The organism is Nocardioides sp. REDSEA-S30_B4 (assembly GCF_001627265.1).
GTDB lineage: Bacteria > Actinomycetota > Actinomycetes > Propionibacteriales > Nocardioidaceae > Nocardioides.
The window spans coordinates 14,994-30,636 of sequence record NZ_LUPI01000006.1 but is presented as its reverse complement, the minus strand read 5'-3'; the positions used below and the strand labels follow the sequence as shown (position 1 = coordinate 30,636).

The 15,643-nt window shown below is 76.2% G+C and carries 17 protein-coding genes, 1 pseudogene and 3 riboswitches; of the genes and pseudogenes, 11 read left to right on the top strand and 7 right to left on the bottom strand.

Going from position 1 to position 15,643, the window contains the following annotated elements:
- Positions 1-631: precorrin-6A/cobalt-precorrin-6A reductase (locus A6R01_RS01290; RefSeq protein ID WP_292602716.1), on the top strand; the 631-nt coding region annotated here is incomplete at its 5' end.
- Here the strand turns inward: A6R01_RS01290 and A6R01_RS01285 are convergent.
- On the bottom strand, positions 549-1,241 hold the full coding sequence (locus tag A6R01_RS01285; protein WP_292602713.1) for a cobalamin biosynthesis protein: 693 nt from the start codon (positions 1,239-1,241) through the stop codon (positions 549-551). The genes A6R01_RS01290 and A6R01_RS01285 overlap by 83 nt on opposite strands.
- Positions 1,242-1,261: 20 nt before the next feature.
- Between A6R01_RS01285 and cobU the strand changes: the two genes are divergently transcribed.
- A complete protein-coding gene (gene cobU, locus A6R01_RS01280) occupies positions 1,262-1,801 on the top strand; it encodes a bifunctional adenosylcobinamide kinase/adenosylcobinamide-phosphate guanylyltransferase (RefSeq protein WP_292602710.1) in 540 nt (179 codons plus the stop codon).
- 53 nt (positions 1,802-1,854) lie between these two features.
- Here the strand turns inward: cobU and A6R01_RS01275 are convergent, their stop codons facing one another.
- From A6R01_RS01275 to A6R01_RS01260, 4 genes are read right to left on the bottom strand one after another with little or no spacing between them, the layout of a single operon-like run.
- Positions 1,855-2,598 (bottom strand): adenosylcobinamide-GDP ribazoletransferase, encoded by a 744-nt coding sequence (locus A6R01_RS01275; protein ID WP_292602707.1) that lies wholly within the window; start codon positions 2,596-2,598, stop codon positions 1,855-1,857.
- 35 nt (positions 2,599-2,633) lie between these two features.
- Positions 2,634-3,662, bottom strand: a complete 1,029-nt coding sequence (cobT, locus tag A6R01_RS01270; RefSeq protein ID WP_292602705.1) for a nicotinate-nucleotide--dimethylbenzimidazole phosphoribosyltransferase — start codon at positions 3,660-3,662, stop codon at positions 2,634-2,636.
- A 2-nt stretch (positions 3,663-3,664) separates the two neighbouring features.
- Positions 3,665-4,459, bottom strand: a complete 795-nt coding sequence (locus A6R01_RS01265) for a CbtA family protein (RefSeq protein WP_292602702.1) — start codon at positions 4,457-4,459, stop codon at positions 3,665-3,667.
- Entirely contained in the window at positions 4,450-4,677 is a 228-nt protein-coding gene (locus A6R01_RS01260; protein ID WP_292602699.1) for a CbtB-domain containing protein, read from the bottom strand. Before A6R01_RS01260 ends, A6R01_RS01265 begins: the two co-directional genes overlap by 10 nt.
- A 35-nt stretch (positions 4,678-4,712) precedes the next feature.
- Positions 4,713-4,863: riboswitch (cobalamin riboswitch) on the bottom strand.
- Positions 4,864-4,876: 13 nt separating this feature from the next.
- A riboswitch (cobalamin riboswitch) is annotated at positions 4,877-5,078 on the top strand.
- Positions 5,079-5,134: 56 nt separating this feature from the next.
- Here A6R01_RS01260 and A6R01_RS01255 point away from each other — a divergent pair.
- From A6R01_RS01255 to A6R01_RS01240, 4 genes are read left to right on the top strand one after another with little or no spacing between them, the layout of a single operon-like run.
- Positions 5,135-6,004 carry a nitrite reductase gene (locus tag A6R01_RS01255; RefSeq protein ID WP_292602696.1) on the top strand — a complete coding sequence of 290 codons (870 nt, stop codon included), beginning with the start codon at positions 5,135-5,137 and terminating at the stop codon, positions 6,002-6,004.
- Positions 6,001-6,669 carry a precorrin-8X methylmutase gene (locus tag A6R01_RS01250; protein ID WP_292602694.1) on the top strand — a complete coding sequence of 223 codons (669 nt, stop codon included), beginning with the start codon at positions 6,001-6,003 and terminating at the stop codon, positions 6,667-6,669. Before A6R01_RS01255 ends, A6R01_RS01250 begins: the two co-directional genes overlap by 4 nt.
- Positions 6,666-8,222, top strand: a complete 1,557-nt coding sequence (locus A6R01_RS01245; protein WP_292602691.1) for a precorrin-2 C(20)-methyltransferase — start codon at positions 6,666-6,668, stop codon at positions 8,220-8,222. The genes A6R01_RS01250 and A6R01_RS01245 overlap by 4 nt, the downstream gene beginning before the upstream one ends.
- Positions 8,219-8,974: a cobalt-precorrin-4/precorrin-4 C(11)-methyltransferase gene (locus A6R01_RS01240; RefSeq protein ID WP_292602688.1), complete on the top strand. Its 756-nt coding sequence runs from the start codon at positions 8,219-8,221 to the stop codon at positions 8,972-8,974. The genes A6R01_RS01245 and A6R01_RS01240 overlap by 4 nt, the downstream gene beginning before the upstream one ends.
- Here the strand turns inward: A6R01_RS01240 and cbiE are convergent.
- Positions 8,947-10,191 carry a precorrin-6y C5,15-methyltransferase (decarboxylating) subunit CbiE gene (gene cbiE / locus A6R01_RS01235; RefSeq protein WP_292602685.1) on the bottom strand — a complete coding sequence of 415 codons (1,245 nt, stop codon included), beginning with the start codon at positions 10,189-10,191 and terminating at the stop codon, positions 8,947-8,949. The two genes, A6R01_RS01240 and cbiE, sit on opposite strands and share 28 nt — an antisense overlap.
- Before the next feature lie 16 nt (positions 10,192-10,207).
- A riboswitch (cobalamin riboswitch) is annotated at positions 10,208-10,352 on the top strand.
- A 41-nt stretch (positions 10,353-10,393) separates the two neighbouring features.
- Between cbiE and A6R01_RS18225 the strand changes: the two are divergent.
- From A6R01_RS18225 to cobC, 5 genes and pseudogenes are all read left to right on the top strand, one after another.
- Positions 10,394-11,350: pseudogene (locus A6R01_RS18225) on the top strand (ATP-binding protein); the annotation flags it as partial.
- Positions 11,351-11,802: 452 nt separating this feature from the next.
- On the top strand, positions 11,803-12,294 hold the full coding sequence (locus A6R01_RS01225; RefSeq protein WP_292602679.1) for a VWA domain-containing protein: 492 nt from the start codon (positions 11,803-11,805) through the stop codon (positions 12,292-12,294).
- Positions 12,295-12,325: 31 nt separating this feature from the next.
- On the top strand, positions 12,326-12,940 hold the full coding sequence (gene cobO / locus A6R01_RS01220) for a cob(I)yrinic acid a,c-diamide adenosyltransferase (RefSeq protein ID WP_292602676.1): 615 nt from the start codon (positions 12,326-12,328) through the stop codon (positions 12,938-12,940).
- Positions 12,937-14,310: a cobyrinate a,c-diamide synthase gene (locus A6R01_RS01215; protein ID WP_292602673.1), complete on the top strand. Its 1,374-nt coding sequence runs from the start codon at positions 12,937-12,939 to the stop codon at positions 14,308-14,310. Before cobO ends, A6R01_RS01215 begins: the two co-directional genes overlap by 4 nt.
- Positions 14,303-15,400, top strand: a complete 1,098-nt coding sequence (gene cobC, locus A6R01_RS01210; protein ID WP_292602670.1) for an Rv2231c family pyridoxal phosphate-dependent protein CobC — start codon at positions 14,303-14,305, stop codon at positions 15,398-15,400. The genes A6R01_RS01215 and cobC overlap by 8 nt, the downstream gene beginning before the upstream one ends.
- Here cobC and A6R01_RS01205 read toward each other — a convergent pair.
- The gene (locus tag A6R01_RS01205; protein WP_292602666.1) at positions 15,352-15,531 is read right to left on the bottom strand and encodes a hypothetical protein; all 180 of its coding nucleotides are present in this window, start codon (positions 15,529-15,531) and stop codon (positions 15,352-15,354) included. The two genes, cobC and A6R01_RS01205, sit on opposite strands and share 49 nt — an antisense overlap.
- Between the last annotated feature and the right edge of the window lie 112 nt (positions 15,532-15,643).

Below are 15,643 nucleotides of genomic sequence, written 5' to 3'. Positions count from 1 at the left end.
GGTCGGGTCGGTGCGCATCGGGGGCTTCGGCGGGGTGGCCGGGCTGGCGGCGTACGCCGCGGGGTTCGACGCCGTCGTCGACGCGACCCACCCCTTCGCCGCGACCATCTCCGCGCACGCCGCCCTCGCCGTGCCGCACGACCGTCTGCTCCGACTGGCGCGTTCCGGGTGGGAGGATCCCGGCGGTGGCTGGCACCGGGTCGCGGACCACGTCGAGGCGGCAGCGCGCGCAGCGGAGCTGGGGGAGCGACCGTTCCTCACGGTGGGGCGCCAGCACCTCGGCAGCTTCACCGGACCGCTGGCGGACCGGCCCGTGCTGGCGCGCGTCGTCGACGACCCCGAGGTCGCGTTGCCCCCGTCGTGGCGGCTGCTGCTCGACCGCGGCCCCTACCACCTGGCCGACGAGCGCGCGCTGATGCGCGAGCACGCCGCGGACGTGCTGGTGACCAAGGACTCCGGCGGGATGCACACCTGGCCGAAGATGGCGGCGGCCGCCGAGCTGGGCGTGCCGTGCGTCGTCGTGTCCCGACCGGATCCGCCGGCCGGGGTCAGCGTCGTGGACGACGTGGGCACCAGGCGCGGAGCGCGCCGGCGTGGTCCGGTCCCGCTGCTGCGGCCAACGCTGCGGTGAGGCGCGCACCGGGCAGACCCAGCACGTCGTCGATCCGGGCGCCGGCCCAGCCGAAGCGGTCGTGCCGTGCGGTGCGGTGCCCGACCATGGCGTCGAGGGTGTTGGCGGCCCGGAAGCCGAGCAGACCCGGGAGACCGGCGACGGCACCCCAGACCAGGGCTCCCACCACGGCGTCGGAGGTGTTCTCGGCGACCGACTCCACGGCGGCGCGGGCCACCCCGGCGGCGTCGAGGTCCGCGGTCGACCGACCGACGATGCGGCCGACCTGCGCCCGTGCGCCGGGCAGGTCGCCGACCTCCAGGCGCGCCTGCACCGCAGCCGCCTCCCGGTCCAGGCTCGTGCCCCCCAGCACCAGCCAGGTGGCAGCGGCGGTCGTCACGACCCGGGTCGCCGGGCCGGCCCGGCGCTCCACCCCGGCGGCGGGCAGGACCACCCCACCGACCAGGACAGCGGCGTACGCCGTCCCTGCGAGGCGGTCGTCGCGCCACACCCGCTGCTCGAGCCGACTCGCGACGGTGCCGAACCATGCGACAGGGTGGTGGCGCACCGGGTCGGCCCAGACCCGGTCGGCGGCGTAGCCGAGCAGCAGCCCGAGCGCCCGCGCGCTCATCGAGGTCCCGGAGGCGAGACGTGAAGGTGTTGGTCACCGGCGGCGTGCGGTCGGGCAAGTCGCGGCACGCCGAGGAGCTGGTGCGCGAGGCGGCCGACGGGGGAGCGGCGACGTACGTCGCACCGGGCCCGACCACCGACGAGGACATGGACCCCGACTGGGCCGCCCGCGTGGCCGCGCACCGGTCGCGGCGCCCGGAGAGCTGGGCCACGGCCGAGACGCGGGACCTGGCGAGCGCCGTCCGAGCCGGTGACGGACCCGTCCTGGTCGACTGCCTGGGCACCTGGCTGACCGCGGTGCTGGACGAGGAGCGGGCCTGGGACCGGACGGCCGATCAGCTCGAGGAGCTGGTCGCCCGGCGTACCGACGACGTGGTCGCGGCGCTGGCCGCCACCGATCGCGACGTCGTGCTCGTGACCAACGAGGTGGGCCTCGGCGTCGTGCCCGCGCATCGCTCCGGCCGCGTCTTCCGCGACCTCCTCGGGGCGGTCAACCAGCAGCTCGGCGCCGCCTGCGACGAGGTGCACCTCGTGATCGCCGGTCGGGTCCTGGTCCTCTGAACCCGAGGCCGTGCGCGAGTGACGCCTCGGCCGTGCGTGGGTGACGTCTCGGCTCATGTCAGGGCCAGCAGCAGGACGGCGAGGGAGGCCTCGACGCCGGCGCCGAGGACGTCCCCGGTGACACCGCCGAGGCGGCTGGTGCAGCGGCGCACGAGGAGCAGGGACAGGACGACCGCGAGGACGACCGGCACCAGCGCGTGCCACGGCGCGCGCTGGACCGGCAGCACGGCCAGCAGCCCGGCGAGGGCTCCGGCGAGGGCCAGCCACGCGAGCGCGGCGGCGAGCACCGGCACGGTCCCGGCGACCGTCGCGCCCAGGCCCTCGGGGCGCGCCGGAGGGACGGGACGGGCGCAGCAGGTCGCGAGCGACACCCGGGAGCCGAGCACGCACGCCCCCGCCAGCACGCAGCCCGCCGGGGAGCCGGACAGCGCCGCGAACCCCGCGGCCTGCAGCCCCGCGACCAGCACCACGGCCAGCGTGCCCGCCGGGCCCGACGTCCCGGTGCGCATCACCGTGAGCGAGCGCTGCGGGTCGTAGGAGGCGGTGAGCCCGTCGGCGACGTCGGAGAGACCGTCCCAGTGCAGGGCGCGGGTGCCCAGCGCGAGCAGCGCGACGGCCATCAGTCCCCGCGCCAGCGGCGGTACGCCGGTCTCGGCCGTCACCAGCAGCAGGCCGGTGACGGCCGCGCCGAGCGGCAGCACCGCCAGGGGAGCGAGCAGCATGGCCCGCCCCGCCACCTGAGGGTCGACCCGTCGCGGTGGCGGCAGCCGCAGGACGGTCAGGGTGCCGGCCGCCATCAGGAGCGCGTCCGGCCAGCCCGCCGGGCGACGGCTCAGGGCAGGACCTCGCTGAGCAGGGCGGTGTCGCGCAGCAGGGCCGCGGCCGACCGGACGAGCGGCACCGCCGCGACCGCGCCGCTGCCCTCCCCGAGACGCAGCCCCAGGTCGAGCAGGGGCTCCAGGCCGAGCTTCTCCAGGGCCAGTGACTGGGCCGGCTCGGTGGAGCGGTGGCCGGCGGCGAACCACTGCGCAGCCCCCGGGGCCAGCCGGTCGGCGAGCAGTGCGCAGGCCACCGACATCAGTCCGTCCAGGAGCACCGGCACGCCGAGGACCGCGGCCTCGGCGAGGTAGCCGGTGGTCGCCGCGAGGTCCGCCGAGCCCAGGGCGGCCAGGCACTCCACCGGGTCGTCGTGGCGGCCGCGGGACCGGTCGAGCGCGGTCCTCACCACCTCGCTCTTGCGCGCCAGCCCCGCGTCGTCGACCCCGGTGCCGCGTCCCACGACCTCCTCGGCGGGCAGGCCCAGCGTCGCGGCCACCAGGGCCGCGGCGGGCGTCGTGTTGCCGATGCCCAGGTCGCCACCGAGCAGCAACCGTCCACCGCTCGCGACCTCCTCCCGGGCGACGTCGCGACCCAGCGCGAGGGCCGCCCGGACGGTCTCGTCGGGCAGCGCGTCCTCGACGTGGATGGCGCCCGAACCGCGCCCGACGCTGCGGGCGGTCACGGAGCCGGGCAGGTCGGCGAGGTCGTCGTCGACGGCGACGTCGAGGACCCGCACGCTCACGCCGTGTGCGGCGGCCAGGGCTGAGACCCCGGCCCGGCCCGCGGCGACCGCGCGGACCATCGCCGGCGTCACCGAGGCCGGGTAGGCCGAGACGCCGTGCGCCGCGACCCCGTGGTCGCCGGCGAAGACCACCAGACGCACCTCGCCGGTGCGGCGCAGGTCCGGGGGCGGCACCTGGCCCGTGGTCGCGCAGAGCCAGACCGCGAGGTCGCCCAGCCGGCCCAGCGCCCCGGCCGGGACCGCCAGGGCGGCCAGTCGTCCGGCGGCCGCTGCGCGTGCGCCGGGATCGGGCGGAACCACGCTCACAGCGAGACCGCCAGCGTGCGGCGGGCCAGGTCGCGCCGTGCGTCGGCGGCCAGGCGACCCACCAGCCCGGTCAGCACCACCCCGAGCACGGCCCACAGCGTCGCCTGCACCACGAGCGAGGCGGTGCGGAACTCCCACAGCGTGGCCGCCGGGAACCCGTCCACGTCGGCACCCGCCGGCAGCAGCAGGCCCGCGCCGACGACGAGGGTGAGGTACCCGACCACCGCGGCCACCGACGCGACGTACCCGCCCACGCGCCGCGACGCCCGGACCGCGACCACCACGGCCAGGACGGCGAGCACCACCGAGAGGCCCGCGAAGCCGAAGTACGCCGCGGTCCGCTCACCGATCGTCTCGCCCGAGCCGACCGCCGGCGGGTTGGCGGGGTACTTCCAGAACGGCACGAGCGCGAAGGAGACGAAGCCGACCAGGCCCACCACCGCCGTGGACTGGGCCGGGGAGAGGGAGCCGAGGCGACCGACGGCGTACGCCGCTGCGAGACCGACCAGGCCGCCGAGGGCGATGCCGACCAGCACCGTGGACAGCCACAGGCCGACGGTGCGCTGGACGGTGCGGCTGACGACCGCGTCCTCCTCGGCGTGGGAGTGGGCGGCGCTGCCCTCGGCGTGCTCGTGGTCGGCGGGCGCGGTGGACTCCAGGGCGATCGCCTGCTCCACGGGGGGCTCGCCCACCTGGTGGGCGACGGCGAACGTGACGAGGCCGGCCAGCAGGCCGGCGAGCAGTCCTCGGACGAGGAGGGCGCGGGCGTGCACGGTCGCCCTCAGTGGCACGGGTAGCCGAGCAGGTGGCGGCCGTCGTGCGTCAGCTCGTGGACGAACGAGCCCGACGGCACCGACACGGCGCCCTGGTCGACCCCGACGAAGAAGAGCAGGAGCAGGCCGAGGGTCCCGAGGAAGAGCGTCCATGGGGCGAGCTCACGCAGCGAGACGGGGGCGAGCCCGTCCGACAGCGGGGCGGCGGGCGAGATGGGCAGGGCAGACTGCGACATGAGTCCTCCTCAGGGATGACTGCGTCCCTGGTCGATGTGGATGGAAGCGGACGGTCGGGTCTGACTTCCACCCACCGACTCACCGTCGTACGACGACTCGCGGAGGGCGGTCACAGTAGCGCGACTGCGCCGGATTCCCACCGGCTTCCTCACGCCCGCTCGCCGAACACTAGGGCATCGCTGCTCGGACGGGAACGACCGTCCGCCTCCGGGTGTTGGTACGGTCCTCGGGCCAGTCACTGGGAACCCGGTGAGAATCCGGGACTGACGCGCAGCGGTGTGGGTGACGGGCCGGGCAGCACGCCACTGGCGGGGATCCTCGGGAGAGGTGAGCCGCTGGGAAGGCGCCCGGTGCCGAGTGAACCCGAGTCCGAAGACCTGCTGGCCCTTGCGGCAGCCGCCGTGAGGTCGCAGTCGGGCTCCGCGCACGAGCCCGGACCTCGAAGGAGCTGGCCCGGTGCCCGTGTCGTCCCGTCATCGTCCCGATCGCTGTCCCGCGCTCTGCCGCCCCTGGCCGGCCGACGACGGCCTGCTGGTCAGGCTCCGCCTGGTGGGCGGCCGCGTGGCGGTACGTCGCCTCCGCGCACTGCTCCACGTGGCCGAGCGCTGGGGCGACGGCCGGCTGCACCTGACGGGACGGGCCAACCTGCAGCTGCGAGCCCTCCCCGCCGATCCGCTCTCGCCGGGGGCGGTGGCTGCCGAGGTCGTCGACGCCGTGCTCGCGACCGGCCTGGTGCCCAGCCGCAGCCACGAGCTGGTCCGCAACGTGATGGTCTCCCCGCAGACCGGTCACGCGGGTGGCCGGGCCGACCTGCGACCCGTCGCCGACGCCCTCGACGCGGCTCTGTGCGCGGACCGCCGGCTGGCCGACCTGCCGGGCCGGTTCCTGTTCGTGCTCGACGACGGGCGTGGCGACCTGGTGGAACGCGACTGCGACCTGGGCCTCGTCGCGGTGGACGACGGGGCCGCGCAGCTCCGGGTCGGCTCTGGATGGGGGCCGGTCGTGGCCCTGGACGAGGTCGCCGAGACGCTGGTCGGGCTGGCCGCCCGGTTCCTGGACCGGCGCGGTCACGGCCCGTCGGCGGCATGGCACGTGCGGGAGCTGGACAGCCCGCTGGTGCCGGTCGAGCCCGTCGACGCGCGAGTCCCCGGGGAGTGCCCGCCGCTGCCCCACGGTCCGGTGCCCGGCGGCCGCCACGTCGCCGCGCCCGGTGGGGCGCTGGACCGCACCACGGTCGGGTCGTGGCCCGACGGCGAGGTGGTCGTGACCCCCTGGCACGGCGTGCTGCTACCCGAGTCGCTGCTGCCCGAGGGGAGTGCGGCATGACCTGGCAGCCGAGCGCCCCGGCGCGTCGCTACGACTACGTCACCGACGGGCCGGCGATCTACGTCGACTCCTTCGCCACGATCCGTCGCGAGGCCGACCTCTCCTCGGTGCCCGCGTCGGCCGAGCGACTGGCGGTGCGGATGGTGCACGGGTCCGGCCAGGTCGACCTGGTGCCGGACCTGGTGATCCACCCCGAGGTGGTGCCGGCCGCCCGCGAGGCGCTGGAGGCCGGGGCGCCGGTGCTGTGCGACGCACGGATGGTCGCCGTGGGCGTCACCGCGTCACGGCTGCCGCGCGGCAACGAGGTGCGCTGCGACCTGACCGACCCCCGGGTCCCGGGGCTGGCGGCGCGGTGGGGCACCACGCGCACCGCGGCCGCGGTCTCGCTGTGGGAGCCGGTGCTCGAGGGCGCCGTGGTGGCGATCGGCAACGCCCCGACCGCCCTGTTCCACCTGCTCGAGATGCTGGTGGACGGCGGCCCGCGTCCCGCGGCGATCGTCGGCTGCCCGGTCGGGTTCATCGGAGCGGCGGAGTCCAAGCAGGCCCTCGCGGACCTGCGCCGCGACCACGGCATCGACGTCCCGTTCGTGACCGTCCGCGGGCGTCGCGGCGGCTCGGCGATGTGCTCCTCGGCGGTCAACGCGCTGGCCCAGGAGGCGGAGTGAGCGGCCCGGGGGTGCGGCCGGACCGGCCGGGCCGGTTCTGGGGGGTCGGCGTCGGCCCCGGTGACCCCGAGCTGGTCACCCTCAAGGCCGCACGGCTCATCGGCGCCGCCGACGTGGTGGCCTACCACGCGGGTGTCGGCAAGCAGTCGAACGCGCGACGGATCGCGGCGGACCTGGTCCCCGCGGGCTGCGTCGAGGAGTGCCTGACCTACCCGGTCACCACCGGGTCCACCACGCACCCGGGTGGGTACGCCGGGGCGCTCGCCGACTTCTACGCCGAGTCGGCCGACCGGCTGGCCGCCCACCTCGAGGCCGGGCGCGACGTGGTGCTCTTGGCCGAGGGGGACCCGCTGTTCTACGGGTCGTTCATGTACATGCACGATGCGTTGGCCGAGCGCTTCGAGACCGTCGTGGTGCCGGGCGTCCCGGCCTTCGCCGCGGCCACGGCCTCGGTCGCCTGGCCCCTGGTGCGCCAGACCGACGTGCTCACGGTGCTCCCCGGGACGCTCCCCGAGCCCGAGCTCGCACGTCGTCTCGCCGACACCGACGGTGCGGTGATCATGAAGCTCGGCCGGACCTTCCCGGCCGTGCGGCGGGCGCTCGCGGCGGCCGGGCGCCTCGAGCACGCGATGTACGTCGAGCGCGCCTCGATGGGCGAGGAGCGGGTCCTGCCGGTGGCAGAGGTCGACGCGGACACGGTCCCCTACTTCTCGCTGGTGGTCGTCAACGGTGACTCGGTCCACGGCACGGGTCGCCGCGGGCGCGCGACCGACCCGGCGTCCGACCCGGCGTCCGCCCCGGGACCCGCCGGCCCCGCCCCGGCGGAGCTGCTGGTGCTGGGGCTCGGGCCCGGACCCGACGGGTGGCTGACGCCGGAGGTGGAGCGTGCCCTGGGCGAGGTGGACCACGTGGTCGGCTACGCGCCCTACGTCCACCGGGTCCCGCAGCGTGCGGGCCTCACCCGGCACGCCTCGGGCAACGGCGTCGAGATCGACCGCGCTCGAGCCGCCCTGGACCTGGCCAGGTCGGGGGAGCGGGTGGCGGTCGTGAGCGGCGGGGACGCGGGCGTCTTCGGCATGGCCACGGCGGTGCTCGAGGCGGCCGAGGACCCGGCGTACGACGGGGTGCGGGTGCGGGTGCTCCCCGGGCTGTCGGCGGTGCAGGCCGTCGCCGCCCGGGCGGGTGCGCCGATCGGTGGCGACTTCGCGGTGGTCAGCCTCAGCGACCGGCTCAAGCCCTGGTCGGTCGTCGAGCGACGGCTGCGTGCGCTGGCCGAGGCCGACCTGGTCGTCGCGATCTACAACCCGGCCAGTCGCAGTCGCAGCGAGCAGGTCGTCCGCGCCCAGAAGACGCTGCTCGAGCACCGGGCCCCCGACACCGTCGTGGTGGTCGGGCGCGATGTCGGCAGGGCCGAGGAGTCCGTGGTGGTGACGACCCTGGCCGAGCTCGACGCCGACTCCGTCGACATGAAGTGCCTGCTGATCGTCGGCGCGTCGAGCACCCGCGTGGACCGGGCCGGTCGGGTCTGGACACCACGCTGGGTGCGACCGTGAACCCGGTCCGGCTGATCGGCGCCGGCCCCGGGGCCGCCGACCTGCTGACGCTCCGAGCCGTGCAGCTGCTCCAGGGCGCGGACCTGGTGCTCTACCCCGGCACCTACCTCGACGAGGCGGTGCTGGGGCACTGCCGGTCCGGCACGCGACTCGTGGACACCGCCGGCCTCGACCTCGACGCCATCGTCGGGGAGCTCGTGGCGGGGCACCGGCGCGGCGAGCAGGTCGTGCGACTGGTCTCCGGTGATCCGTCGCTCTACTCCGCCGTGCACGAGCAGGGCCGCCGGCTCGACCTCGCGGGCGTGCCCTGGGAGGTGGTGCCCGGGGTGCCGGCGTACGCGGCGGCCGCGGCGCTGGTGCGCCGAGAGCTGACCGTGCCGCTGGTGGCCCAGTCGGTGGTGCTCACCCGCACCCAGGTGCGCTCGACCGCGATGCCCGGGACCGAGAGCCTCGAGGCGTTCGCCGCCACCGGAGCGACCCTGGTGCTGCACCTGGCGATCACCCGCATCCGTGACCTGATGGAGCGACTCCTGCCGACCCACGGACCCGACTGCCCGGTCGTGGTGGTGCACCGGGCCTCCCAGCCCGAGGAGCTCGTGCTGCGCGGCACCGTCGCCACCATCGCCGACCCGGTGGAGGAGGCCGGGCTCCGGCAGGCGGCGGTGGTGCTGGTGGGGCGCGCGCTGACTGAGGCGACAGACTCCGCAGCCGGTGAGTCGTGGCTCTACTCCGCGGAGCGTCCGCGGACCTGAAGGCTCCACTGGGTCACGGTGCGGGCCGGGTCCCAGCCGGTGAAGGAGGCGAGCGGAGCCGCGTGCTCGACCGCGATCCGCGTCAGCTCGCCACCGTGACGGGCGCGGGCGTCGGCCAGCAGCACCTCGGTCTCGAGCGTGACGCCGTGGACGACCAGCCGCCCGCCGGGACGCAGCGCACGCAGGCAGACGTCGATCAGCCCGGGGGCGGTGGCGCCACCCCCGACGAAGACCGCGTCGGGAGCGGGCAGTCCGGCCAGCGCGTCCGGGGCCCCGCCCTCGACGACCTCCAGGTCGGGCACGCCGAGGCGCGCGGCGTTGGTGCGCACCCGTGCGGCACGCACCGGGTCGCGTTCCACCGCGACGGTGCGGCAGGTGGCGTGCGCCCGCATCCACTCGATCCCCACCGATCCTGCGCCCGCTCCGACGTCCCAGAGGAGCTCGCCAGGTCGCGGGGCGAGCCGGGAGAGCGCACTGGCGCGCAGGTCGCGCTTGGTCAGCTGGCCGTCGTGGTCGAAGACCTCGTCGGGCAGGCCGACCGCCCATGAGGCGGACGGCGTGTCGCCCTCCACCTCCAGGCACAGGACGTGGAGCGCCGCGACGTCGTGGTCCCACGTCGTGGCGGTGCCGACGAGGCGGTCCTCCTCGGGAGCGCCGAGGTCGGAGAGCGCCGTCATCCGGGTCGCCCCGTGGCCGGACCCGACGAGCAGCCCGGCGACGGCAGCGGGGGTCGAGGCGTCGGAGGACAGCACCACGACCCGGCGTCCCGGCGCCAGCTCGCGCAGCACCCGCTCGACGCGGCGCCCCACGACGGTGACCACGGCGCACGTCTCCTCGGGCCAGCCCATCCGGGCGCGCGCGAGGGCCACCGACGAGACCGCGGGCACCACCTCCACGGACTCGGGTCCGAGCAGCCGCACCAGGGTCCCGGCGACCCCGGAGACCAACGGGTCGCCCGACGCGAGGACGACCGGAGCGGACGCGGCATGGGTCGCCAGCAGCCCCTGCAGGCTCTCGGCGAACGGCCGCCCCCACGCCTCGCGCCGCTGGCCCTCCACCGGCGGCAGCAGCGCGAGCTGGCGCTCCGAGCCCAGCACCACCGACGCGTCGGTCAGGCGCCGCTGCACCGGGACCGGCAGCCCGGTCCAGCCGTCGGCGCCGAGGCCGACGACGACGACTCGCCCGTCCGCGGGCTGGGAGGTCGGCGCTGGGGTCACGGGCGGCAAGGCTATCGTGAGCCCGCAGCTCCGAGGTGCCCCGCGAGGGGAGAATCTGGGAAGCCGGTGGGAGTCCGGCACAGGCCCGCTGCGGTGACCGGTCGCACCACCCAGGTGCGGCGCCGGAAGTCCGAAGACCGGCCTCGGGGCGTTCTGTCCGTTGGCGTACGAGCGGGAGCCTCACGTGCCACAGCACCCCACCCTGTCCTACCCACTCTCGGCCGTGGTCGGGTCCGACGACCTCGTCCTCGCGCTGCTGCTGGCCGCCGTCGCCCCCGAGGTGGGCGGCGTCCTCGTGCGCGGCGAGAAGGGCACCGCCAAGACGACCGCCGTGCGTGGTCTGGCCGCGGTGCTGCCCCCCGTGGAGGTCCGCGAGGGGGACCGGTTCTCCAGTGACCCGCGCGATCCCGCCGACGTCTCGCCGGACGCCGACCTCGTCGCCACCGCCGCGGTCGTGAGTCGCCCGGTGCGCCTGGTCGAGCTGCCCGTCGGTGCGGGCGAGGACCGCGTCACCGGGTCCATCCACCTCGAGCGCGTCCTGGCCAGCGGCCGCGCGGAGTACGAGCCCGGCCTGCTCGCGAAGGCCCACCGGGGCCTGCTGTACGTCGACGAGGTCAACCTGCTCCACGACCACCTCGTCGACCTGCTCCTCGATGCCGCCGCCACCGGCCGCGCCACCGTCGAGCGCGACGGTGTCTCCGTGACCCACCCGGCGAGGTTCGTCCTGGTCGGCACGATGAACCCCGAGGAGGGGGAGTTGCGCCCGCAGCTGCTGGACCGCTTCGGTCTGGCCGTCGACGTCGCAGCGCCCCGTGACCCGGCCCTGCGGGTCGAGGTCGTGCGCCGACGGTTGGCCTACGAGGCCGACCCGGCCGGGTTCGTCGCCGGCTGGGCCGAGGCCGAGCAGCGCCTCGCCGACCGCGTGGCGGCGGCCCGGGCCGCACGCGCCGGGGTGCACCTGAGCGACGAGGTGCTGCTGGCCGTCGCCGAGGTCTGCGCGGCCTTCGAGGTCGACGGGCTGCGCGCCGACATCGTCACCGCACGGACCGCGGTCGCCCACGCGGCGTGGTGGGGGCGCACCGAGGTCACCCGCGAGGACGTCCGGGCGGCCGCCCGACTCGCCCTGCCGCACCGTCGCCGTCGCAACCCCTTCGACAGCCCCGAGGCCGACGACGAACGGCTCGAGCAGGCCCTCGGCGAGGCGCTCGGTCCTGACCAGCAACCGGACCCGGACCCGGATCCCGACGGTGGCCCGGACGGTGGCCCGGACGGTGGCCCGGACGGTGGCCCGGACGGTGGCGGGGAGGATCCTGCAGGGCAGCACCACCCACCGGATGGCCCGCCCCGGCCCGAGGTGTCCCGGCCCGAGGAACAGTCCGAGCCCGAGGAGCAGCCTCGACCCGCGGGCGCGCCCGCCGGGACGACCGTCTCCTCCGGGGACAGCTTCCGCGCCCGCCTGCTCCAGGCGCGCGGCACCAACCGTCGCGTGAGCCGGGTCTCCGCGGGCCGTCGCAGTCGCGCCGAGTCGACGACCGGCCGCAGGGTCGGCGCGGTCGCCGCGACGGACGGCTGTGCGTCGACGCCTCCGGGTCGATGGCCGCACGCCGTCGCATGGAGCAGGTCAAGACCGCCGTGCTGTCGCTGCTGCTCGACGCGTACCAGCGTCGCGACAAGGTGGGCCTCGTGACCTTCCGCGGTGCGTCCGCCTCGCTCGACCTCCCGCCGACGTCGTCGGTCGACGTCGCTGCGCGTCGGCTCGAGGAGCTGCCCGCCGGTGGCCGGACACCGCTGGCCGAGGGCCTGCTCGAGGCCGGCCGGGTGCTCGACCGGGAGCGCCGTCGGGCCGGGGCCCGACGCCCGCTGCTCGTGGTGGTCACGGACGGTCGCGCGACCGCCGGCCCCGACGCCGTACGCCGTTCCCTCGACGCGGCCGATCGGCTCGCGGTCACCGGGGTGGACTGCGTGGTCGTCGACTGCGAGTCGGGGCCCATGCGGATGGGTCTGGCCGGCACGCTCGCGACACGTCTGGCGGCGGAGCACCTCGCCCTGGGCGCGGTCGACGCCGCCGCCCTGCACGGACTCGTCCGCGGGCACGCCGCGTGAGCCCCGACCACCACCGACAGGAGCACCACTGATGCCCCAGGGCAAGCCGCTGACCGTCCCCGACGACGGCCTCACCACCGCACAGCGCCGGCACCTGCCGCTGCTGATGGTGCACACCGGCGACGGGAAGGGGAAGTCCACCGCCGCCTTCGGCCTGGCGCTGCGTGCCTGGAACCAGGGCTGGGACGTGGGCGTCTTCCAGTTCGTGAAGTCGGCGACCTGGCGGATCGGGGAGCAGACGGTGCTCGAGCGCCTGGGCGCGCTGCACGAGGAGACCGGTGAGGGCGGGCCGGTGAGCTGGCACAAGATGGGGGCCGGCTGGTCGTGGCGACGCAAGTCCGGTGACGAGACCGACCACGCGGCGGACGCCGCCGAGGGCTGGGCGGAGGTCAGGCGCGCACTCGCCGAGGAGCGGCACGACCTCTACGTCCTCGACGAGTTCACCTACCCCATGGAGTGGGGATGGGTCGACGTGGACGAGGTGGTCGAGACGCTGCGCGACCGTCCGGGGCGTCAGTACGTCGTGGTCACCGGCAGGCGGGCCCACCCCGACCTCGTGGAGGCCGCCGACCTGGTCACCGAGATGACGAAGGTCAAGCACCAGATGGACCGCGGCCAGAAGGGGCAGCGGGGGATCGAGTGGTGAACGGGGCCACGGCTGCCCCGCACCACCTGCCCCGGCTCGTGGTGGCTGCTCCCTCGACGGGGCAGGGCAAGACGACCGTCGCGACCGGGCTGATGGCGGCCCTACGACGCCGTGGCCTCGTCGTCTCCGGGCACAAGGTCGGTCCCGACTACATCGACCCCGGCTACCACGCGCTCGCCACCGGACGCCCGGGGCGCAACCTGGACCCGCACCTGGTCGGCGAGGACCGGGTCGTGCCCCTGCTGCTGCACGGGGCGCGGGGCGCGGACGTCGCGGTCGTGGAGGGGGTCATGGGCCTGTACGACGGCCGGATCGGTGGCGACGGGTTCGCCTCGACGGCCCACGTGGCGGCGTCGACCCGCTCCCCGGTGCTGCTGGTCGTGGACTGCGCCCGGGCCTCCCGGTCGGTCGGTGCGGTCGTGCACGGGATGGCGACCTACGACCCCGGGACCACCGTGGTGGGCGTGGTCCTGAACCGGGTCGGCTCGGTGCGCCATGCCGCCGAGGTCGAGTCCTCGGTGCGGCTGCCGGTCGTGGGCCGGATCCCGCGCGACTCGGCCGTGGCGACGCCGTCGCGGCACCTGGGGCTCGTCCCGGCGGCCGAGCGAGGACTGTCGGCCGGTGCGCTCGACCCGCTCGTGGACCTCGTGGAGAGACACGTCGACCTCGACGCCGTCCTCCAGCTGGCCGCTGCCGCCCCCGACCTGGAGGCAGAGCCCTGGGTGCCCCCGCTCACGCCGCCGGTCGGTGAGCCGGAGCGGCATCGGCCGGTCGTCGCGGTCGCCGGTGGCCGGGCCTTCACCTTCCGCTACGCCGAGACCGAGGAGCTGCTGCGGGCCGCCGGGTGCGAACCGGTGGCGTTCGACCCGTTGCTCGACCCGGCGCTGCCCCCGGGCACGGCCGGGATCTACCTCGGAGGCGGGTTCCCCGAGGTGCACGCGGCCGACCTGGCGGCCAACCGCGCCCTGGTGGCCGAGCTGCGCGCCGCGGTGTCCGACGGGGTGCCCACGGTGGCCGAGTGCGCGGGACTGCTCTACCTGTGCCGCTCCCTGGACGGGGAGCCGCTGGCCGCGGTCGTGCCGGCGGACGCGACCATGACCGACCGGCTGACGTTGCGCTACCCGGAGGCGGTCGCGGCCGGTGAGTCGCTGCTCACCCGGGCCGGCGACCGGGTGACCGGCCACGAGTTCCACCGCACGACGGTGGCACCGGGCGCCGGGGCCGGGGCGGGTCTGGGACCCGCCTGGGTCGTCGACGGGCAGCCGACGGGGTTCGCCGGCCCCACGCTGCACGCCTCCTACCTGCACACCCACTGGGCCGGGCACCCGTGGATGGCGGAGCGGTTCGCCGCGGCGGTGCACGGTGGCTGAGGGGGCGCTCGAGGGAGCGGTCGACCCTGGTCTGCTGCACCACGGGGACGCCGAGGTCCGTGGCAGCGGGCTCCTCGACCTCGCCGTCAACGTGCACCCGCACGGCCCACCGGACTTCCTGCGGGAGGCCCTGCGCGCGGCCGTCGACGACGTGTGCGCCTATCCCGACCCGGATCCCTCCGAACGGACCCTGGCCCGGCTGCACGGCCGCGCGGCGGAGGAGGTGCTGGTGACAGCCGGGGCCACCGAGGCCTTCACGCTGGTGGCGCGCATGCGTCCCTGGCGCCGGCCCGTCGTGGTCCACCCCCAGTTCACCGAGCCGCACGCCGCGTTGCTGCAGGCCGGTCACCGCGTCCAGACCGTGCTCCTGCCGCTGGGGCGGACGATCACCGAGGCTGCGGTCCCCGAGCACGCCGACCTGGTCGTCGTGGGCAACCCGACGAACCCGACCGGCACCCTCCACCCGCGCGAGGAGGTCGTCTCCCTGCTCCGGCCGGGCCGGGTGGTCCTGGTCGACGAGGCCTTCATGGACGCGGTGCCCGGGGAGGAGGAGTCCTGGGCCGGGGAGCGCCGCGAGGGGCTCGTGGTCGTGCGCAGCCTCACCAAGACGTGGGCGGTGCCCGGCGTACGTGCCGGCTACCTCGTGGGCGACCCGACGTCCGTCGCCGCACTGCGCCGGATGCGTCCGCCGTGGTCGTTCTCGACCGCAGCCGCGGCCACCGTGGCGACGACCAGCAGCGAGCGGGGGGTGGCGGAGCGACGTCGACGGGCGGTCGAGGTGCAGTCGTGGCGAGCGGGTCTCCAGGACGCCCTGGAACGGTGCGGGGTCCCGCACCTGCCCTCAGCGGCGCCGTTCGTGCTGGCGCGTCCCGGCGCCGAGGTGCACGGGGCCCTGCGCTCGGGCGGGGTGGCGGTGCGGCGGTGCGACACCTTCCCCGGGTTGGGTCCCGAGTGGGTGCGCATCGCGGCGCGTCCACCAGCGGTGCTGGCGCCGTTGGTGGAGCTGCTCAGGGAGCTGCCGGTGGAGCGGCCGGGGCGAAATCAGTCCAGGCCGGAGCCGCGCAGCGAGCGGACGGCCACCAGGCCGTGACCGACCGCGGGGGCGGCCAGGATGAGCGCGGCCTGGACGAGGCCGGCGGCGGCGACGGAGGCGCCGTCGACGATGGCGGGGGTACGGCGACGGGCCAGAGTGGTCGGGACGGACTGACCGGTGGGGGTCATCGGGCTCTCCTCGGGCGTGGTGTGCGGGGGCGAGGACACGGTTCCCGGGATGCCGCCCGCCCAGTCCATCCGATCGGGTGAGTGGCCCGGGACCTGAGCGGTCGGGGGACGC